The organism is Mesorhizobium sp. Arg314 (genome assembly GCF_053714275.1).
On record NZ_JBSKBP010000047.1, the window covers coordinates 1 to 19563 of the forward strand.

Here is a 19563-nt window from a genome sequence, read left to right on the forward strand (position 1 = left end):
CAAGTGGCAATGAACGAGCCTGTTCAGCAATCCACCAAGGGCGGACCCTCCGAGATCCGGCGAGCTGCGTCTGTTGCCCAGGAAATGGCGGCTGAAATCCGGCTGCACGCCTCCGGAGGGGCCGACGAGAGCCAGCACCTGTTGAACCTGCTGGCGGGCTTGTTTCAGTCTCAAGCCTCTACCCCGGCCGATGCGCTGGCGTTCGCTGCTACAGCCAACCTGCTATTGCCAGCCGCCGTCGCATCCATCCCTGAAGATGATCGCCTCCTGGCAGATTGCACCATGCTCTTGCTTGGTCGAACGATCGAGACGCTGGAGCGCGTGTCTGGCGTACGCGCTGAGGCCTTCACCGGGAGAGGTCCGGCGATGAATTGACCCTCGGCCGGCTTTAGCATCTATCGGTGTGCGCAAGATGCCGCACGAGCACCTTCGGTAGAGCTTTCTAGGCAAAGAGAATATCGACAGTCCGCTCGGGCATGGCTAATTCGACGATTGGGCGAAGTTCCATCTGGCGATCCGATACAAGGGCGGCCCTGGAATAGTGCTGACGTAGGTAGCCCAGGAATTCGCGCGTTTTCATCTGCCCGTAGCTGGGGGCGTTGAATTCTAGGCAAAGCGGGATCGCGCGCTCTATGACGGAGGACATTCCAGTCACGGCTTCTGGCTCAAACCCCTCTACATCGATCCACACCAACCCGAACTCGTAGGGATCAAGTTGCCGTTCGTGCAAAACGGATTCAATGGTCACGACCTTAACGGGAGCAGACCCAGCGCCGATCGGCGTATTCGCGACTTTATGGCCGCCGCTGTTGGTCGCGTCCGCGTTCAGATAGAGCGTCCCCATCGCATCTCCGGCAGCAGCTCTCACGATATCAATGCGGTCCTCAAATCCGTTGAGGATAGCGTTCATCTGCAAGGTTCGAGCGTTCGCGTCGTCCGGCTCGATGGCTATTACGCTGGAAAATGCGCCGGAGGCCAAGGCATAGACAGTCTGTGTTCCGATGTTGGCACCGACGTCCAGGAATATCTTTGGATTGGCAATCCGCCCAATACCTCTTAAGGCCGCCAATATACTTTCGAATTGTGGACGGTGCCAGCTTCCGTGCTGGAGAATGGTTTTCCCAATCGGGTCATCGTTCGGATCGAATGCCATTCGGTGATCGCCAAAGTTTTGTACAAGCATTGGATACTGTTTCGACACCTCGCGCCGAACAGCCCACATTTTCGAGGCGGGACGAACTAACATCGCGTCCCGTATGAGACGTATGGATCGTTCAATGCGCCTCAGCGGCTTAAAAGGAAGCATGTTCCAGCAGATCCAACATCTTTTTCAAGGCGGCCCTACCCGTTGGCCCTCGTCGTTATAGCTCGACCGAAGATCCATGGTGGCCCGCCGAGCCCGGCGCCCTGAATGGCTTATATCTAACCGACGCAGGTGAGGACAGGATTCTTCACCTGCTTTTGCCAGTCCGGCCCGAGCGTGTTCTTAGCGGCTATCGCGTTCTCGGAGCCAGGCTCTCCCTGATGGAACATCTTGATCGCGAACGACTGTCCGTGATGGCCAATGACCATTGGCGGTCCTGGCTGGTACGTAGTGGTCGCGTTGATGAACGGTCCGTTGGCTACGGCTGTGGTGTTATAGGTGCCAGGACCTTGAAGCACCGCGATGTTGCTCTCGGAAGCACCGTTGTAGATGATGTAACTATCGAAGCCGGCTTTTAGCGTAGCGATAGCAGCCTCCTTTTCGGCAACCTTGGAGGCCCCAGTGCTGCCACAGGCCGGCGCCGCTCTCGACTGGACGATGGCTGTATCTCTCGACGTTTGAACAGTGCTTGCCGATGCGCATCCAGACAGAAGCGCAAGCGCGATAATCCCAATACGTCGCATAAATCCCCTCCCTGCCCAGCAGGACAATAGCGCTGGGTTGTTGGGGAAGTCGAGAGACCAAGTAGGCGGTGTTGCTTCAAATTTCAGTCGGTGCGACGATGAGGGTATGGACCCTAGTGTGACTGACCATGAACTGCGAACGCGGCTAAAGGTGTTGAGCCAGCGCGTTTCCGAACTTCAGGCTGCAAGAAAAGCCGCGCTGCCTCAGGGGCACATTGAGAGAGGCCCATCAGACCTGCCCCCACCCCCATCGCACCCAGTCGAAAAAGCCCCGGAGGTTACCCATACCCGCAGATGGACAGGGTTCGTTATTGCCGCACTGGCACTGGGGACATGGCTAGCAGTTCCTTTTCTGCCGTCGGCGGAAACGTGCGCTTTCCGCGACAACTCGATTCTGCGCTGGTTATGGCCTGGCAACCACATTCTTTACGTCGAGATGAGCCAGTGGGCCGGTTCAACCCGTGATCAATGTGTTCTCCTGGCCACCCAGTCCATGTTGTCCGTGTATTGCGCGGCAATTGCCTTATTGGTGTACTTCGGAAGCCCGATATCGAGGTCCGCAGCCACACTCAAGCAGCCGAAGCCAGGACTGATGAGCCTTCTATTCGGCGGGATGATGATCGGATCGTTCTTCATAGGCGGTTTCGATGATCATGCGACGGGTCGGGGCGCCTGGATGGCTTTCACAACGACGGATACGCCCAACATAATCTTACTGAAGAGTTTGGCTCGTATGTATCTGGTTTACATACTCGGACTTGGATGGGTGGTTCACATGAAAGCCGCCCTGTATCAGGGGCTGCTGGATTGATACAAGGCGCTATTCAGTCGAAGCGCTCGCCGCTGCAATTGATTCCGATCCTTCACGATCGATATGCGCGAAATCTGCCGAGAGCGCAAATTGTCAACTGGCTGAGGTGGTGCCAACCCTTTCCTGCAGCCGTTGTGGCTTCCGCGCATCTACCGAACAATATTCGCGCCTTCGAATTTGTCGGCGTTGACAATCGACGGAGTTCGGCCGCAACGCTATCCGCAGCTAGGTGAAGACGCTTCACCTAAGTAGTGGCAACAAAGGGGTATTCCCGTGAAACAGCTTCTTCTCGCAACCGCTCTCGTCCTCGCGACCGGGACCGCCTACGCGGCCGACGTTTTGCAGGAGGCACCGGTTGCTGCTTCCTATGATTGGACTGGCGCATATATCGGCGTGAACGCAGGCGGTGGTTTCGGCACGTTCAAGCTTTCGCCCTCCGGCGGCGGCCCTGGCTCTATCGACATCAGTGCGAGTGGCTTCCTAGGAGGCATTCAGGCCGGTTACAATTGGCAGGTTGGCCAATTCGTCTACGGCGTCGAAACCGACTTCCAGGGTTCTGACATCAAGGCCGAGCTATCTACCGGCGGCCCCTCTCTCGAAACGAAGGTTGACTGGTTCGGCACGCTGCGTGCTCGCATTGGCTATACGCCCGTGGACCGCTTCTTGGTGTATGGCACTGGCGGCTTGGCATACGGTCACGAAAAGACCTCTCTCCCCGGGGTGTTTGACTTTTCCAAGACCAAGGTAGGCTGGACCGTTGGTGCGGGCGCTGAATACGCCATCACCAACAATTGGTCGCTCAAGTCTGAGTATCTCTACACAGACCTTGGCAAAGCATCGTTCACGCCCGCAGGTGGCGGTGTTGGTGTTGACGTCAAAGTCCCGTTCCACACCGTGCGCGTCGGTCTGAACTACAAGTTCTAATCTTACTGGCGGACCTCGACAGAAAGCCCCGGCAAAAATTGTTCGGGGCTTTTTTGTTTGCGGAGAGCCGCCGGGCCGGGAGTTGGGATAGCTGCCGCTTCAGCGGGTGCCTGCCTCTCCAAATCGCTATCAGTGTCGGCCAGATTGCCCTCCAGATCCTCCGTGTTGCCAAGAGCCGCTGTTCGCGTCCACCCAAGGGAGCATTCATGGTTGCGGGGGTCACCTTCGCGACAATCTGTACCGACGACTTCCGACCCATCCGTCGGTGGTCGCATCAATGAGGTTGAGGAGCGCAATCAACCGCTCGATCTCCGCTCCGGGCGCTCTGATCCGCCAAGGCAGGCTAGCGATCCAGTTCCATACGGTTTTGTAATCGTACCGCCACGTTGGCGCCAAACTCATTCACGAACTTGGAAATGTTGGGACAAGTTCGCTGAATGGAGGAATGAACATGTTTCGCAAAGTAGCCATTGCCGCTGCACTCGTAACCGTTTGCAGCATGCCCGCTTTCGCTGCCACGGAATACTGGGTGGCAAAGGATGCGGCCACGAAGAAATGTGAAGTCGTTACGAAAAAACCGGACGGCACGAAGTTGATGGATGCCGGCAAGAAAACCTACGCCACTAAGGGCGATGCCGACAAAGCCTTGAAGCTTCTGGCCGAGTGCAAATAATTCGGTAGCGCGCTCTGGCGCAATGTCCATGACCCGTCCCAGGCCTGCCTGGGACGGGCATTTCCAAGCGCAAACCGCCCCTTACATTCATGGGCTGTCTCCTCTACCTCCGGAACCGAAGATTGCAGCGCCACATCAAATCCTCCGGGCGACGGCGTTGTGATCAAGCGCCCACGGGTCGGCACAAGGCACGAATAGAACTGCTGTGAGAGGCTTAGTAGGAAAGGTCATTGTAGGCATTGCGGCGCTGATGTTTCTGCTCGCTGCGGTGTCGACCATCTATTCCTTGATTTTCGGCTGCCCGCATGGCGGCAAGTACCACTGTGAGCAGCGCATTAATCGCTACGTCTGTGGCTGCCCGGAATCGCAGCATGCCGATGGTTCTTGAAATCTATGCTGTGGGACACCGCATTTCCGATGTGGCTGTTGATGCGCGTGTTTCGTCAGGTCACCGAGCCAATCAACCGGCTGTGAACCTCCCTGGTCAGGACCTCGACACGCTCCGTGAGAGCCTTGATGGTTTCGGTCAATTGCGTGTTCTGACTTACAAGATCGACTAGCATGGCTGTTTGTTTGGCCATCAGCGCCTGACGCTCCTCACTGGCGCGGGCAATGTCCTCGCGATGCTGCGCGTCGGCTTCGGCATGAGCCTTGTCGCGATCGGCCTGGCGGGTCTGCGCAAGCAGGATTAGAGGCGCTGCGTAGGCAGCTTGGAGGCTGAATGCGAGATTTAGCAGGATAAACGGATAAACATCGAATTGCACTAAGCCTACTATGTTGGCGAGCATCCACAAACCAACGATAATGGTCTGAATAATCAGGAAGACAGGCGTTCCGAAAAAGCGCGCGAACTTCTCGGCTTTCAGCGCAAACCAATCATCCCCAAACAGCGAATGAAGGTGCGCGTGTGGACGATGGAACCGGAAATGATTCCGGGCGTGTGGATCGGACTTGTTGCCATTCGGCGCCTGATTGGAATCTGCAGACATTTTCAACTGATCTCCTCATCATGTATGAAATTATCCGTGCAAGCCGTCGACCTTATAGCCGAGCTAGGCGACTGATTGTGTTCATATCTTCGCGAGAGCTACGCAAACGCGGTTAGCGTGTGTAGGCTGACGGTCGAGCGGGCAAGACTCAATTTGAACGCGGGGCGTCGAGCCGGCCTTGGAATCGTAGAGGGGGAGAATGTCGCGCCATTACTTGTTTCCAGAGGGCGAAGACCCGCTTCGCATGTCGCAACGATTGGTGGAAGGGCTGACTCACGGAACGGACGCGCTTCCGCAATACGCCGGCATGAAGCAACGCGTGTTATGGGCAATGCTTGAACTAGATGACGGCAAACCTGTCCGGATCGTCAGGACGGAAGCGTCGATTTGGCAGTTCGACGAAGACGGCGGCATCCGCGAAGGTCTACATCACGCGCTCGCGTTAGCTATGGATGCGGCGCACTCGCCAAAGTCAGACGACACGGTTGTTGAACTCCGGCCGCGGACCGGAAAGGCACGGGTGCAGAAGGAGTATCGCTGGGAGCCCGGGCCTGAACAGATCAGCCGGATCATCGCTGATATCTGGCCGAAGAAGAAGGCGGATCGGCTGAAATCGGCTGCGGGCATCTCAAAGCGCAAGCATCCGCTGACCTTCGATGCAAGGCACGCTGTCGACGAAATCTCAGGGCTCTTTTGGAAGATCTCAAGCACCATCGAAAATCTGAAGGAACCGAGTCAAAGGTCATTCGCATTCGAAGCAAGGAGCCTTGCCGCCACGGAGCCGGAATACGTACACCTCTATCGCGCCATCGCTGAAATGTCCGACTGGCATTTGGAAGTCCAGCGCCGGCGCCGAACGGGCAAAGGGGTCTGGTATGCCCTCGTGGAAATTACCATGTGGGATAGCGAGCGAGTGGGACACAGCCTCGGTCATTTCTACAAGAAATGTGTAGGCAGGGTTGCGGCCGAGAAAGCAGCACGGTCGCTTCTGCGAGAGCACGCTGACAAGTTTGCGGAAAATATCTCAGTAGATCCAGAGTTGCTTACCGATCTTGAATGGGAAGTTCGCGCGACCCAGCTCCAGGATTTTGGTGTCACCGATGAGAGCCCGCCGCTGTCACCATGACAACGACGGGCTCGTCGGTGAGGTTCAGGCTTCGCCCGGCAGGAAGGATTGCAAGAGGGCCTCCGAATCATGTGCGAGCAACTCGGAGAAGCGTCCGCCGGTGACCGAGAGCAGGTATTCTGCTTTGATCCGACATTCTTCTAAAGTTTTGCAGCGATAGGCACAGAGCGCGGTCAGCGCGTCGATATCTCCCTTGGAGGCCTCGGCGACTTCATCCAGGGCCTGCTGGTAGCCGAATGCAGTACGCCGTGAATATTCTTCCTTGACCATCTTCTTGGCTTTGCGCAGGTCTGCCTTTTCGGCCTTGCGGAGCGCGGTCAAAGCTTGTTCCGCAATTTCGGGTGCGGCCGTGGTTAGACCGCTCATCCGCCTTTTTGCCTTTTCGTACCGCTTGCTGATTTCAGTCTGGCAGTCAACCACACATTCCTCGAGGTCGTGCGCAGTTACGTAGAGCGATTGCGCGCCGCCGATAGAGAGCGGCACAAGCAGTTCCCTTGCATTTTCAGCGAAATAAGCCTTTTCCATCTGCCAATCGCCATCAATCGCCGTCGAAACGGGCATATGCGGCGGCCTTTGCGGCAATAAGTGCGCTCAGGCCACTCCCTTCCTGTGCCGTCTGCGCGCGCACATCCCCGGCGCTGGTGACAGCAGCGGCTACGCCTGCCGCAGCGACTGCTGAAGATGCGAGAAGGGCTCGACGATCGACATGCTGGTTCATGAAACTCTCCTGTACTGACTCTTTGGTTACGACTGCGTTTTTCGCACGCGCATGCCAGGGCATCAGCACCTTACGAAAGAAGGCGCCAGCGATGGCGAAGGGGTGTGTGCGGTGTGAATTGCGGGGATAATCGGACATGCCTTCGGCGGCTGCCCGAACAGGGGTGTTCGGCATTTCAGTTTCTCCTCGTTTTGGAACTGGACGATACGAGCGTCATCCGCGAAGACGCGCGTCACTTTAGCGGGTTGGTGGTCCCTGCGATGAGGCGCGAGGCATCGTCACTCTCCCCAGGCGAAGGAGGATCGGGCGTAGCGCATCCCTCGTGCTTCCATTTCGGCCTCCGCTTCGCTGATGCGGCGGACGTGTCCGAGTAGAGCGAAAGCTCCCACGGAAGGCGCTTGCGGCACTGCTCGACATAGGCCGGGCGATGCAGGCGGATGGTTGGGGTCAGCATCCCGTCGGCCTCGGCAATCACCTTCACGCTCTGCCGAACGAACCGGATCGCTTCCCCGACTTCCTGGCTCGAAATGCGCCAAGCCGAGGCGATGCGTTCGTCGTAGGCATTCACCGCCGGGGTAAGGTCTAGAGAGAGCAACACGGTCATTTCGGACACCAGCTACCGGTAACGTTTACCGTTAACTCAAACGATAATCGTTGCATCTGGATAAGTCAAACGATTTTCGTTATGGTGCATCAAATTCGTTGGAGCAATGAAAATGACGCCCGAGCAATGCCGCGCCGCCCGCGGTCTCGCCAATATCTCTCAGGAAGAGCTAGCGAAGGCAGCGAACGTCGGTTTGTCGACAGTCAGGAACTTCGAGGCTGGCCGATCGATCCCCGTCGCGAACAACCTAGCAGCAATGGTTAAGGCGCTTGAGGATGCCGACGTGGTTTTCATCCCCGAAAATGGCGGGGGCGCGGGCGTGAGGCTGCGGAAGGCATGACTACGTTCTACCACTTCACTTCAGCCGACGCGCTCTACGGTATCGCCAACACGGCTTAACCGTCGGCGACATCCCTACAGATATCCGCAAGGGTCGCGGCCTGATCGGAATTTGGCTCACGACTTCGCCAGAGCCGACAGGACACGGACTCGACAATAGTGGTCGCCATAAGAAGCGCTATCGGCTGACGATCGATTTACCCGACAGTACTCAAGGACTGCACAAATGGTCAGATTGGTCGGCTGGCCGCGTGACGACCGAGACGCTGATTGCCCTTCATTCTACCGCCAATTCGTCTGAAACCTGGTGGATAGTGCTCGGGATCGTCAAACCGGACCGGATTGTAGAGTGCCACGATATGGAATCTGGAGAACCCGTCGCGAATTGGCGTGGCATTATGACATCGCAAAGTAAGACAGCGTCAGTCCCTCCGTTCCGACGTGAGGCATGGCAGCGGAAGATGTTGAAGCAAGTTCGCACGGCCCTCAAAAGGCGCGCGGCACGGTGATCGCGGAACCCTGCCCGTTTTGCACTGGCTCTGACGTGACGCCATCCGTGACAGTGGAGGGGCGAGTGGTGATGAGATGCGAGAACTGCGGCGCGTCCGGTCCTGTCTGCATCGACGAATTGAACGCCGTCAGAAGTTGGAATCGTCGCCCCGCTACACCTGATCAGGATTGGGACTAGGGCCGGCAGCCTCATCTTCGCCTAGGTCGTGGCATACCCGGCACCGGGGCGTCGATTGGAGTGTTTAGTGATGGTCCGGATTCTTGTCGCCGCCGGCGCCCTAGCGCTGGCCGTGTCTGTCACCGCCCCGGCAAGTGCGCAAGAGACGTTCCACGGCTACGATTGCACTGATGACTGCTCGGGACACGAGGCCGGGTATGATTGGGCAGCCAGAAACGACATCACCGATGAGCGTGATTGCGACAATGACAGTCGATCTTTCAACGAGGGCTGCCAGGCGTACGTCGAAGAGCAAGCGAACGACGCAAATCGGAACAGCCAATCCAACGATGAGAACGACAACGAAAACAGCGACGAGTAAAGTCGGGCCGTCTCGGCTAGCGGGCCTAGTGGCCCGCTTAGCCGAAGATCTCAATCCTTCTGATTGGACAGGGAAAAGATGGCCCAGACGATCCGATTCGCGATATTTGCGGTTTCGGCCGCTCTCGCCGGCCTGGCCTTTTTCGCCTTGCATTCCTTCTGGACGTGGACCGCGCCGCTCCTGATCCTCTTCGCCGGCTCCATGGTTGCCGAATACGCCTTCAACCAGCGGGCCTCGAACGAAGAAAAGCAGCGCGATCTGGAAGATCGTGTGCGCAACCCACCGACGTAGAGCTGCGGGCGCCACGATGATCGCCAGCGCCGGCCTAGCGATTGTGGCCTACTACCAACGGGTGCGTGCCGATCATCTCGGCAGAGGCGTATATTCACGCGAGCCGAGTCCCCGGTTAGGCCCGGCGTTGCTGGCCTACCCCGTCAGCGTGCCGGGCCGCTCCCGACCTCCGTCGCCGACTGCAGATGTACCAGCGGCGACGGAGCAGGCCCAAGGCCTTAAGGACACGGCGTCCAGCCCTTTCGCTGCTCCGGCGTCATAGCATGGTTCGTGAACTGCAGATTCCGGTCGTCGCGGCCAGCGCCGCGGCATTCGCGGCAAAAGATGATCTTGAGCAAGTCCCAATGTAGGCAGCGCTGATCCGGCCCGAATCGTCTGGCGAGCGCGGCGACGTCCAGGACCGCCTTCCGCCTGCATGTGAGGCAATCCACCGATAAGCCGGTGCCCATCGCAAGTTTACCGCCCTAGCGTGCCGTCTGAGAGGTATTCTTTGCCCACAGCGATCTCCTGAGAGGTCGCCCCATCCGACTCCGAAATAAGAGCCCCCGGCGCGCTTGCCAAGGGCTTACGCGATCACACCATGTCGGTCGCAATTGTTTTAGCTATCTTGCATATGCGGCGGAATCCCCCAGGACCGCCAGGCCGGCGCACGCTTCAGGCAATCTCCCCAACGAGAGGCGCCGGCCACCCTTTAGCCCGTCGCTAGGTGTGGGGGCACACCAGCGGCGGGCTATTGACCTAGCGGGCGGCGGCGCCGGGTGAGGCAGCGGAAGGCTTAGGTTTAGGCTCAGGAGGCGGCGCGTTCTGGTCTGGGCAATCAACGGTCGACACTTGTCCACACGCAGAAGGCCGATTGCCAACGCCGCCATAACGCTCCGCGAGTTTTGCGAATCCGTAGGCGAAGGCGAAAAGAAGCGCCAAGACAACCGCTATTCGGACGGCCATGGGGGATTGTAGCAGAGTTCCAGCCGCGACCAGGACGTTCTGATCACTTGCCTAGAGTGATTTGGGAACTCCCATGGCCCGGCCCGCTTATCGAGGTGACACAGGATTTTGCGGGCCGGGCCAGCGCCGACACCTGTCCTTGGGGGAGTGGTTTAAGTCGGCGCAAGCGCAAGTTGTTCTATATATCCTATTACCCTTCAATCCGGACTGAGGTCCCATCGCTTCCCCGGCATTGGTCCATTTTAGCAAGTGATTGACTAAGCCGCTGCCCGCTCCAGACTCATGAGATGGCGAAGGGCGCAATAAACATCGGCGATGAGGTCGCTATCACCGCGAAGGTGCGAGGGCGAGTGACTGAGGATCGTATCAGTGTGACGATCCCGTCCTACGATTTTCCGCACTCGATCGTCGACCGAACGACAAAGGTCGCGCACGGCCAGCCGATCGAACTGATAGGCGATGTAACGCGTGTCGACGAAGGCAAGGTGACGGTAAACTTAGGTATTCCGGTGACAGTAGATGCCGATACGGTCAGGCTCGTGACGGCCTATAAGCCGCCGACGAGGAAAAGGCCGCTGGTGGACAAGGCGACATGACGAAGCTTTCGGATCTTGGACCGCCGATCATTGGCAAGATGCATGGGAAAGACCATGCGGACGAGCGGGATCATTTCCACAAATGCGGCGCCTGCGGGCAGATAATCGACCTGCGCGATTTGCGGCAAGTCATCTGGCACGAAAAGCCGGGTCACGAGCCGCTTGAACTGGATGGCTGATTTCAATGCAGCAGCAGCGCGCCGACGACGGCCAGCGAGGCTACGAGGGCGAGGAAAGGCATCAAGCCTGCCCCTTCGTTGGCATCGCCTTCATGGCCGCAACGACTCGCCGCTCATTCATATCGCGGCTTGGCCGTCAAATTTCAACCGGTCGAACACGCTCGCGAGGAGATCAAGCTCCGCCGGCTCGAAAATTCCTGCATCCTTCGCTCTTTGGCGGATCGGCATGGGTTGTCTCCTCGCTATTCCTCTCTGAAGTCCTGTAACGATGCGTGCCGCAGATCCTCCTCGCCGCGTAGGTGCTTCACACGACCAATCAGGCCAGGCTTGACCCATTGCGTCGCCGGCCGCTTGATGCCCTTCGGCGCCGGCCCCGGATGCTCCTGCACGCGTTGCCATAGCCGTTCGCGCATTCCCCCGTTCAATGTGATGAACGCCGCCCCGACATAGCGCCCTGTGCCTCGCTCGGCCATGAGAGCGAACGCCGGTTTCCCGGGCTCGCGCTCGACGCCGAGCAGATCATATTCGTCGATGGCGTAAGACTTGGTCTTCAACCAGGCGGTGGAATTGCCGCTGCGATAGACGCTGTCCTTGCGCTTCGACACCATGCCTTCAAGTCCAGCCTGGTCGATCAGATGGAAGATCGATTTCGCGTCGCCCGGCAACGCCTGGCTGAATTGGATGCGCTGGCCTGCCGGGATCATCGCCTGGAGAATTTCACGCCGGTCGACCAGCGGCATGTCGCGCAGATCGTGGCCATTCAGATGCAGCAGATCGAAGGCCACAAAATAGACGTCGTGCTGACGCCTTGTGATGGCTTTCCGCAGTTCGCCGAAGTCCGAATGTCCCGCCTCATCCAACACGACGATTTCGCCGTCGATGATGACGCTGTCGGCATTGAGCTCGCCAGCCGCTTTCACGAGGTCGCGGTACTTGGAGGTCCAGTCGAGCCCGCGGCGCGTGAAGATGCGCACTCCTTCGTCCCGGACGATCTGAGAGCGGTAGCCATCGAATTTCACCTCGTGAACCCAGCCGTCGCCTTCCGGCGGCTTGTCGACGAGGGTAGGCATCAGGGGAGAGATAAACGACAGCCGACCCCCGCCGGCGGACTTACGCATCGGAACTCCACGCAACATCGAATTTGATTCAATATCGCATGGTCGTTTCAGTTCCGTTAGCTCTGGCTAATGAGAATGTGACTGTTAACTCGTCCGCCAAATCTCGCAGAAGAATTGTTGCTTGGAGACTGATTGATAGAAGCTTCCGCCGGATGTCTTCCGCGCGCCCATCGCTCTGGCATGGGCTCGCTCAACCTCCGCTTCTGGCTGCGGACCGACAAAGATGACCACCCATTTAACACCACTCGGCGGCGCTTTTGCCCATTTAGTCGTAAGGTTGCTGCCTCTTGGCGCCCTAGCTGCAGCACCAGCGCGGGGCATGCGGCAAGAGATCGATACAGGTATAAGACCAGCCCTTTTCTTCTGCTCCCACCCCGCGAACTCCGGCGTGGTGCCATAGAAAGGCTTCCCATTGATCTTCTTGTAATCAGTAACGCAGCCCGAAAGAGCCAGCGCGACAAGTGCGAGCGCGAGCAAATTCTTGAACATATCACCCCCAAACGTCAGCCCTGGCCAACATGGACCGCGGGCGGAGGCGTTGCAACTGTTGGATTAGGGGAACGTTCCGGCATTATGGAGCAAACTCGCCATAAACGAGGATGTTATGCACCATATTGCGGGTATGACCGGCTGCGCTGACCAAAAAACACCCGCTGCATCTTATGAGAGCAGCGGGTGTTTAGTTTTGGCAACTAGACTGGCGCGAAAGGGACTCAAAGCGCCAGTCGGTAACACAATGAGATGCCGGGCTATATGTTTCATGCTCGGGACCTATGCGCTGCGCGATGCGACTTCAGTCCCGCTCATCCGCGCGGTCGATTTTGCTGGGTTGGATTGTGCGGAAGTAAAGCCCCAGCGCTGAGAGGGATCGGCGCTAGGGCTCGTTGGGCATGTACGCTGTACCGGCATGACCTTACGTTAGGTTGCGCTAATATGGTGAACGAAAAGTGAATCGCTCACCGCGACCCAGCCCCAGACACTGAATGCGGCATCCTTCCTGATGGGCCTATCCGAGAGAGGTTAGAGTAGTGCGCACAGCAAGAGCTTCGTCCTGCACGAGTTCAATGGCTAGCTGTTCCAGTTTCTCTACGTTCTGCTGAACGTGCAGACGGTGCTCGTTAGAGCATGTTGGACTCGCTATCGCATGATCACGAATTTCACGCGCTTCTTTCAGTGCGCTCTGATTTGCGATCAATCCGCGCCCGAGAGCGATTTTCGGCGCGAAATCGCGTCTGGTGATGCCCCGGGGGTGCCCGCAGTCTTCAGTGAAGGCAAACAGTTAAGGGCCAGCGCCCTTAACGTGTTGCAAACGCTAGAGAAAATTTGGTGGAGCCAATCGGAATCGAACCGACGACCTCTTGAATGCCATTCAAGCGCTCTCCCAACTGAGCTATGGCCCCACTCCCGGCAGTCAGCCGGCGCCGTTTCCGGCGAAGAGATCCGGCGCGGTTGAGAGCCGCGCCGTTTTTAGTGCTGGCGGCTTCTAGCGCCGCCTTCGGACAAGATCAAGCCTTCAAAAGCCGCTTTTTCGTCACAGGCCAAAATGGCCGGCAAACGATCCAATCAGACCTCGTCCTCGTCGTCGCCGACGCCGATCATGTCAGCGACGTCGTCATCCTCTTCTTCTTCGTCGGCAAGGAAGGTATCGTCCTCGTCGTCGCCGAGATCGACGTCTTCATCCTCATCGTCGCCGAGATCGGGAAGATCGTCGCCGGCGCCCTTGGCCTCGTCATCGGCTTCCTCGAGCGAAACGACTTCGGCGCCTTCTTCCTCGTCGCCGTCCACTTCCTTGTCAGCGACCTCCTCTTCTTCCTCGATGGCGGAAATCTTGCCTTCGTCGAAATAGGAGCGCGGATAGCTCTTGCCGGTATAGGGCGAGACGATCGGGTCTTTGTTGAGATCGTAGAATTTCCGACCCGTTTCGGGGTCGACACGCTTGGTGCCAAGTTCAGTTTTTGCCACAGCAGGCCTCGTCGATAAAAGAGTGGTCCCCTTAACCGCAGTTTTGAGCGCTGTCAAAGCCAAAAGCCGGCGTCGTAAAAGCCCGCGTTCGAACGGCCGCGCCAAGGGGATGACCATTGCAGCGCGCCGTGATACGAGACCGCCGCAACATCAAGAACAGAGCCGGGCAGCCGGCATTTCATTTGGAAGACAAGGATGTCTCACTCCGCCGCCGCTAAGCCAGCCACGGCCCGCAAATCCCCTGCCCTTTCCGGCACCGCGCGCGTGCCGGGCGACAAATCGATCTCGCACCGTTCCTTCATGTTCGGCGGCCTTGCCTCCGGCGAAACCCGCATCACCGGCCTGCTCGAAGGCGAGGACGTGATGCGCACAGGCGCGGCCATGAAAGCAATGGGCGCGCATATCGAAAAGAACGGCGCCGAATGGGTGATCCGCGGCACCGGCAACGGCGCGCTGCTTGAGCCCGAAGGTCCGCTCGACTTCGGCAATGCCGGCACCGGCTCGCGGCTGACCATGGGCCTTGTCGGCACCTATGACATGGAGACGACCTTCATCGGCGACGCCTCGCTGTCCGGCCGGCCGATGGGCCGCGTGCTCGACCCGCTGCGCCAGATGGGCGTGCAGGTGCTGAAGGCGGCGCCCGGAGACCGCATGCCGATCACGCTGCGCGGCCCGAAGCATGCCGCGCCCATCACCTATCGCGTGCCGATGGCGTCCGCCCAGGTGAAGTCGGCGGTGCTGCTTGCCGGCCTCAACACGCCGGGCATCACCACGGTGATCGAGCCGGTGATGACGCGCGACCATACCGAGAAGATGCTGAAAGGCTTTGGCGCCAATTTGACCGTCGAGACCGACGAACGCGGCGTGCGCCACATCTTCATCGAAGGCCAAGGCAAGCTGACGGGGCAGACAATCGCCGTGCCCGGCGACCCGTCCTCGGCCGGCTTCCCGCTGGTGGCCGCGCTCATCGTGCCGGGCTCGGACATTACAATCGAGAACGTTCTGATGAACCCGACCCGCACCGGCTTGCTCTTGACGTTGCAGGAAATGGGCGGCCGCATCGACATCCTCAATCCGCGCAACGCCGGCGGCGAGGATGTGGCGGATCTGCGGGTGCGCTCCTCCGACCTCAAGGGCGTCGTGGTGCCGCCGGAGCGCGCGCCGTCGATGATCGACGAATATCCGGTGCTGGCCGTCGCCGCGAGTTTCGCCGAGGGCGAGACGCTGATGCAGGGGCTGGAGGAATTGCGCGTCAAGGAATCCGACCGCCTGGCCGCGGTGGCCACCGGGCTGAAGCTCAACGGCGTCGACTGCACCGAGGGCGAGGCTTCGCTTGCCGTGCGCGGCAAGCCGGGCGGCAAGGGGCTAGGCGCTCACCCCAACGGCCAGGACACGGCAGTGAAGACGCATCTCGACCATCGCATCGCCATGAGTTTCCTCGTCATGGGGCTGGCGACGGAAAAGCCGGTGACCATCGACGACGCCAACATGATCGCGACGAGCTTTCCGGAGTTCATGGGATTGATGAAGGGGCTGGGCGCGGAGATCGAGTGACGGGCATGAGCTTTAGCCGACCTGAGCTGTTGGCGGGACAGCACCCCCCTCTGTCCTGCCGGACATCTCCCCCGCAAGGGGGGAGATCAGCTGGCACGCGGGCTTTCGCTAATCGCCAACGTCGCAGGATTGAGCGGGGCGCAGCAGCCGCCAATCTCCCCCCCTGCGGGGGAGATGTCCGGCAGGTCAGAGGGGGGTGCGAAGGAACGCGGCGCCTGTCCTATTCATCGTGCCCCCCGATCGCATCGGCTCGCCAATGACCCACACCTTCACCATCGCCATCGACGGCCCCGCCGGCGCCGGCAAGGGCACCCTCGCGCGCCGTCTCGCCGATCACTACCGGCTGAACCTGCTCGACACCGGCCTGACCTATCGCGCGGTGGCGCACAAGCTGCTCGAGCTCGGCCTGCCGCTCGACAATGTCTCGGCGGCCGAAACGGCCGCGCGGCAGGTCAACCTGTCGAATCTCGACCGCACGGTGCTGTCGGCGCATGCGGTCGGCGAGGCGGCTTCCAAAGTCGCCGTCATTCCCACGGTGCGGCGCATCCTGGTCGAGAAGCAGCGGGCCTTCGCCAAGGCGCCGCCGGGCGCGGTGCTCGACGGTCGCGACATCGGCACCGTGGTGTGCCCCGACGCCGACATCAAGCTCTATGTCACGGCAAGTGCCGCGGTGCGCGCAAGGCGCCGGCTGGCCGAGATCGAGAGCATGGGCGGCAGCGCCGACTTCGCCACCATCCTCGCCGACATCGAGCGTCGCGACGAACGCGACATGGGCCGCGCGGACTCGCCGCTCAAGCCAGCGGCGGACGCGCACTTGCTTGATACCAGCGAAATGGCTATAGAAGCGGCGTTTCTGGCGGCAATGGCGATCGTTGACGATGTCCTTGCCAAGAGAAACAAGGCCTGATCCGGGTTTTTCCTTGGGCTTCCGTTGCCGGAGGCGAGGAAAATGCCCATATCGGGCACGAACCAGCCTGCCAGCATTCTTTATGCGCCGGACTTGCCGCCTGAACAGCGGCCAAGGGCTTTCAGCCCGGAACGCCGGCAGGCTCAACGCAACGCTAACCCACGGCGCCCGCTCCGCTCAAGATGCGGGGTATTCCAGGAGAAACAATGTCAGTAGCTAATCCGTCTCGCGACGATTTCGCGAGCATGCTCGAAGAATCATTCACCGCCGGCCATTCCGGCGAGGGCCAGGTTGTCCGGGGCACGATCACCGCGATCGAAAAGGACATGGCCATCATCGACGTCGGCCTCAAGGTCGAAGGCCGCGTGCCGCTGAAGGAATTCGGCGCCAAGGGCAAGGAATCCGTTCTCAAGGTCGGCGACACCGTCGAAGTCTATGTCGAGCGCATCGAGAACGCGCTTGGCGAAGCCATGCTGTCGCGCGAGAAGGCTCGCCGCGAGGAGAGTTGGGTCCGTCTCGAAGAGAAGTTCACCAAGGGTGAGCGCGTCGAAGGCGTCATCTTCAACCAGGTCAAGGGCGGCTTCACCGTCGACCTCGACGGCGCCGTGGCGTTCCTGCCGCGCAGCCAGGTCGATATCCGTCCGATCCGCGACGTCACCCCGCTGATGCACAACCCGCAGCCCTTCGAGATCCTCAAGATGGATCGCCGTCGCGGCAACATCGTGGTGTCGCGCCGCACCGTTCTCGAAGAGAGCCGCGCCGAACAGCGTTCGGAAATCGTGCAGAACCTCGAGGAAGGCCAGGTGGTCGAAGGCGTGGTCAAGAACATCACCGACTACGGTGCGTTCGTCGACCTGGGCGGCATCGACGGCCTGCTGCATGTTACCGACATGGCATGGCGCCGCGTCAACCATCCGACCGAGATCCTCAACATCGGCCAGACGGTCAAGGTGCAGATCATCCGCATCAACCAGGAAACCCACCGCATCTCGCTCGGCATGAAGCAGCTCGAGTCGGATCCGTGGTCGGATATCGGCACCAAGTTCCCGATCGGCAAGAAGATCAAGGGCACCGTCACCAACATCACCGACTACGGCGCGTTCGTCGAGCTGGAGCCGGGCATCGAGGGCCTCATCCACGTTTCGGAAATGTCGTGGACCAAGAAGAACGTGCACCCCGGCAAGATCCTGTCGACGACGCAGGAAGTCGACGTGGTGGTGCTCGAGGTCGATCCGGCCAAGCGCCGCATCTCGCTCGGCCTCAAGCAGACGCTGGAGAACCCGTGGCAGGCTTTCGCCTCGAGCCATCCGGTCGGCAGCCAGGTCGAGGGCGAGGTCAAGAACAAGACCGAGTTCGGCCTGTTCATCGGCCTGGAAGGCGACGTGGACGGCATGGTCCACCTCTCCGACCTCGACTGGACCCGTCCGGGCGAGCAGGTCATCGAAGAGTACAATCGCGGCGACATGGTCAAGGCGCAGGTGCTCGACGTCGACATCGAGAAGGAGCGCATCTCGCTCGGCATCAAGCAGCTGGCCCGTGACGCGGTCGGCGAAGCGGCGACTTCGGGCGAACTGCGCAAGAACGCCGTCGTCACCTGCGAGGTCATCGGCGTGAAGGATGGCGGCCTGGACGTGCGGCTGGTCGACAGCGGCATCGAGACCTTCATCAAGCGTTCGGATCTTTCGCGCGACCGCGACGAGCAGCGCCCCGAGCGCTTCACCGTCGGCCAGAAGGTCGATGCCCGCGTCATCGCCTTCGACAAGAAGACCCGCAAGCTGCAGGTCTCGATCAAGGCGCTGGAAATCGCCGAGGAGAAGGAAGCGGTCGCCCAGTACGGCTCGACCGACTCCGGCGCCTCGCTGGGCGATATCCTGGGCGCGGCGCTGAAGAAGCAGGGCAGCTAAGTCCCCCGCCTACCGAACAAAAAACCCCGCCGGAGCGATCCGGCGGGGTTTTTCTTTGTCCGTGAGCTTTCTGCGTCAGGCCCGGCCGTAGAGCGGCACCAGCGTGCCGCTCATGACCTGGTTGGTAGGCGAGGCGAGGTAGGCGATCGCTTCCGCCGCGGCCTCGAGGCTGACCCATTTGCCGAAATCGGCGTCGGGCATGTCGGCGCGGTTGGCGGGCGTGTCGAGGGTCGAGGGCGCCACGGCGTTGACCAGTATACCCTTGCCTTTCAACTCCTCGGCCATGGCCACCGTCATCGCCGCGACCGCCGCCTTGCTTGCGGCATAGGCGACCATGCCGGAGCCGCGCCTCGGATCGAGACCGGCGCGCGCGGTGACATTGACAATGCGGCCGGCCGTGCCGGACGCCAGCATCGAGCGCACCGCGGCGCGGCTGCACAGGAAGGCCGTGCGGGCGTTGGTGTCCATCATTTCAGCGAACGAAGCCGACTCGATCTTTTCAACCGGCGCCATGGTGAAGCCGCCGGCAAGGTGGATCGAGGCCCAGAGCTCGGGGACCTGATGATAGAAGGCTTCGACCTTGGCCGAATCCGACAGGTCGACATTGTGCGCCAGATGCACGCTGACGTGGGCTGCGTAAGGAAAATGCGGCGGGGCCGCCGCGTGGGCATTGGGCACGTGGCAGATCGCGCCTTGCTCCAGCAATCTGCCGACAACCGCGCCGCCGAGCGCCCCAGTGCCGCCCGTCACCACGACATGCCTGCCGTTAAGCGTTTCCGTCATACTTCGACCGCTCCTGTCACTTTTTATGATTATTTCTTTTGGTTATGCCGCCCCAGACTGGAACGTCGCGCCTTTCGCGTTGTCACTCAATTGAAATATCGACATGGCAGGCGCAGCGTCTTTGCATGCGTCGGGCTGTCGCGGGCGAGATCAAGCCAGCCGCCGTCTGGAATGGATCTGATGGTGAGATTTGCCGGGCGCCGG

General features: G+C 59.9%; 24 protein-coding genes and 1 tRNA gene. 13 read left to right on the top strand and 12 right to left on the bottom strand.

Annotation, left to right across the window (positions count from 1 at the left end; all coding sequences use genetic code 11):
- Nucleotides 1–375, top strand: a 375-nt coding sequence (locus ACWGS9_RS29445; protein ID WP_454508540.1) for a hypothetical protein, incomplete at its 5' end; no start/stop codon positions are given.
- 67 nt (nucleotides 376–442) lie between these two features.
- Here ACWGS9_RS29445 and ACWGS9_RS29450 read toward each other — a convergent pair.
- Both ACWGS9_RS29450 and ACWGS9_RS29455 read right to left on the bottom strand, forming a co-directional pair.
- Nucleotides 443–1153: an FkbM family methyltransferase gene (locus ACWGS9_RS29450; protein ID WP_454508541.1), complete on the bottom strand. Its 711-nt coding sequence runs from the start codon at nucleotides 1151–1153 to the stop codon at nucleotides 443–445.
- A gap of 269 nt (nucleotides 1154–1422) precedes the next feature.
- Complete coding sequence (locus ACWGS9_RS29455) at nucleotides 1423–1887, bottom strand: hypothetical protein (protein WP_454508542.1); 465 nt, start codon at nucleotides 1885–1887, stop codon at nucleotides 1423–1425.
- 118 nt (nucleotides 1888–2005) lie between these two features.
- Between ACWGS9_RS29455 and ACWGS9_RS29460 the strand changes: the two genes are divergently transcribed.
- Both ACWGS9_RS29460 and ACWGS9_RS29465 read left to right on the top strand, forming a co-directional pair.
- Nucleotides 2006–2698: a hypothetical protein gene (locus ACWGS9_RS29460; RefSeq protein ID WP_454508543.1), complete on the top strand. Its 693-nt coding sequence runs from the start codon at nucleotides 2006–2008 to the stop codon at nucleotides 2696–2698.
- A gap of 273 nt (nucleotides 2699–2971) precedes the next feature.
- Nucleotides 2972–3622: an outer membrane protein gene (locus ACWGS9_RS29465; protein WP_454508544.1), complete on the top strand. Its 651-nt coding sequence runs from the start codon at nucleotides 2972–2974 to the stop codon at nucleotides 3620–3622.
- 343 nt (nucleotides 3623–3965) lie between these two features.
- Here ACWGS9_RS29465 and ACWGS9_RS29470 read toward each other — a convergent pair whose 3' ends face one another.
- A complete protein-coding gene (locus tag ACWGS9_RS29470; protein WP_454508545.1) occupies nucleotides 3966–4325 on the bottom strand; it encodes a hypothetical protein in 360 nt (119 codons plus the stop codon).
- Between the two features lie 413 nt (nucleotides 4326–4738).
- A complete protein-coding gene (locus ACWGS9_RS29475) occupies nucleotides 4739–5284 on the bottom strand; it encodes a DUF1003 domain-containing protein (protein ID WP_454508546.1) in 546 nt (181 codons plus the stop codon).
- A gap of 199 nt (nucleotides 5285–5483) precedes the next feature.
- On the opposite strand from ACWGS9_RS29475, the gene ACWGS9_RS29480 reads away from it, so the two are divergent.
- The gene (locus tag ACWGS9_RS29480) at nucleotides 5484–6410 is read left to right on the top strand and encodes a hypothetical protein (protein WP_454508547.1); all 927 of its coding nucleotides are present in this window, start codon (nucleotides 5484–5486) and stop codon (nucleotides 6408–6410) included.
- Between the two features lie 24 nt (nucleotides 6411–6434).
- Here ACWGS9_RS29480 and ACWGS9_RS29485 read toward each other — a convergent pair whose 3' ends face one another.
- From ACWGS9_RS29485 to ACWGS9_RS29495, 3 genes are read right to left on the bottom strand one after another with little or no spacing between them, the layout of a single operon-like run.
- Nucleotides 6435–6971 carry a hypothetical protein gene (locus tag ACWGS9_RS29485; RefSeq protein WP_454508548.1) on the bottom strand — a complete coding sequence of 179 codons (537 nt, stop codon included), beginning with the start codon at nucleotides 6969–6971 and terminating at the stop codon, nucleotides 6435–6437.
- On the bottom strand, nucleotides 6949–7302 hold the full coding sequence (locus tag ACWGS9_RS29490) for a hypothetical protein (RefSeq protein ID WP_454508549.1): 354 nt from the start codon (nucleotides 7300–7302) through the stop codon (nucleotides 6949–6951). Before ACWGS9_RS29490 ends, ACWGS9_RS29485 begins: the two co-directional genes overlap by 23 nt.
- Nucleotides 7303–7360: 58 nt before the next feature.
- Nucleotides 7361–7732 carry a hypothetical protein gene (locus ACWGS9_RS29495; RefSeq protein WP_454508550.1) on the bottom strand — a complete coding sequence of 124 codons (372 nt, stop codon included), beginning with the start codon at nucleotides 7730–7732 and terminating at the stop codon, nucleotides 7361–7363.
- Between the two features lie 112 nt (nucleotides 7733–7844).
- Between ACWGS9_RS29495 and ACWGS9_RS29500 the strand changes: the two genes are divergently transcribed.
- From ACWGS9_RS29500 to ACWGS9_RS29525, 6 genes are all read left to right on the top strand, one after another.
- Nucleotides 7845–8072, top strand: coding sequence for a helix-turn-helix domain-containing protein (locus ACWGS9_RS29500; protein WP_454508551.1), 228 nt, complete (start codon nucleotides 7845–7847; stop codon nucleotides 8070–8072).
- 447 nt (nucleotides 8073–8519) lie between these two features.
- On the top strand, nucleotides 8520–8759 hold the full coding sequence (locus ACWGS9_RS29505; protein WP_454508552.1) for a Lar family restriction alleviation protein: 240 nt from the start codon (nucleotides 8520–8522) through the stop codon (nucleotides 8757–8759).
- Between the two features lie 70 nt (nucleotides 8760–8829).
- Complete coding sequence (locus ACWGS9_RS29510; RefSeq protein WP_454508553.1) at nucleotides 8830–9120, top strand: hypothetical protein; 291 nt, start codon at nucleotides 8830–8832, stop codon at nucleotides 9118–9120.
- 78 nt (nucleotides 9121–9198) lie between these two features.
- Nucleotides 9199–9411: a hypothetical protein gene (locus ACWGS9_RS29515; RefSeq protein WP_454508554.1), complete on the top strand. Its 213-nt coding sequence runs from the start codon at nucleotides 9199–9201 to the stop codon at nucleotides 9409–9411.
- Nucleotides 9412–10643: 1232 nt separating this feature from the next.
- Nucleotides 10644–10952, top strand: coding sequence for a transcription elongation factor Spt5 (locus tag ACWGS9_RS29520; RefSeq protein WP_454508555.1), 309 nt, complete (start codon nucleotides 10644–10646; stop codon nucleotides 10950–10952).
- On the top strand, nucleotides 10949–11131 hold the full coding sequence (locus ACWGS9_RS29525; protein ID WP_454508556.1) for a hypothetical protein: 183 nt from the start codon (nucleotides 10949–10951) through the stop codon (nucleotides 11129–11131). Before ACWGS9_RS29520 ends, ACWGS9_RS29525 begins: the two co-directional genes overlap by 4 nt.
- 242 nt (nucleotides 11132–11373) lie before the next feature.
- Here ACWGS9_RS29525 and ACWGS9_RS29530 read toward each other — a convergent pair whose 3' ends face one another.
- From ACWGS9_RS29530 to ACWGS9_RS29545, 4 genes are all read right to left on the bottom strand, one after another.
- Complete coding sequence (locus ACWGS9_RS29530; RefSeq protein ID WP_454508557.1) at nucleotides 11374–12249, bottom strand: ATP-dependent DNA ligase; 876 nt, start codon at nucleotides 12247–12249, stop codon at nucleotides 11374–11376.
- A gap of 84 nt (nucleotides 12250–12333) precedes the next feature.
- A complete protein-coding gene (locus ACWGS9_RS29535; protein WP_454508558.1) occupies nucleotides 12334–12738 on the bottom strand; it encodes a hypothetical protein in 405 nt (134 codons plus the stop codon).
- 835 nt (nucleotides 12739–13573) lie between these two features.
- Nucleotides 13574–13649, bottom strand: a tRNA-Ala gene (locus tag ACWGS9_RS29540).
- A gap of 163 nt (nucleotides 13650–13812) precedes the next feature.
- Nucleotides 13813–14211 carry a TIGR02300 family protein gene (locus ACWGS9_RS29545; protein ID WP_454508559.1) on the bottom strand — a complete coding sequence of 133 codons (399 nt, stop codon included), beginning with the start codon at nucleotides 14209–14211 and terminating at the stop codon, nucleotides 13813–13815.
- A 195-nt stretch (nucleotides 14212–14406) separates the two neighbouring features.
- Here ACWGS9_RS29545 and aroA point away from each other — a divergent pair, with 195 nt between their 5' ends.
- The 3 genes from aroA to rpsA all read left to right on the top strand — a co-directional run bounded on the left by aroA (nucleotide 14407) and on the right by rpsA (nucleotide 18576).
- Entirely contained in the window at nucleotides 14407–15765 is a 1359-nt protein-coding gene (gene aroA / locus ACWGS9_RS29550; protein ID WP_454508560.1) for a 3-phosphoshikimate 1-carboxyvinyltransferase, read from the top strand.
- Nucleotides 15766–16021: 256 nt separating this feature from the next.
- Nucleotides 16022–16672, top strand: coding sequence for a (d)CMP kinase (cmk, locus tag ACWGS9_RS29555; protein ID WP_454508561.1), 651 nt, complete (start codon nucleotides 16022–16024; stop codon nucleotides 16670–16672).
- Nucleotides 16673–16878: 206 nt separating this feature from the next.
- Complete coding sequence (rpsA, locus tag ACWGS9_RS29560; protein ID WP_320213016.1) at nucleotides 16879–18576, top strand: 30S ribosomal protein S1; 1698 nt, start codon at nucleotides 16879–16881, stop codon at nucleotides 18574–18576.
- A 75-nt stretch (nucleotides 18577–18651) separates the two neighbouring features.
- Here the strand turns inward: rpsA and ACWGS9_RS29565 are convergent, their stop codons facing one another.
- Nucleotides 18652–19359 (bottom strand): SDR family NAD(P)-dependent oxidoreductase, encoded by a 708-nt coding sequence (locus ACWGS9_RS29565; RefSeq protein WP_454508562.1) that lies wholly within the window; start codon nucleotides 19357–19359, stop codon nucleotides 18652–18654.
- Between the last annotated feature and the right edge of the window lie 204 nt (nucleotides 19360–19563).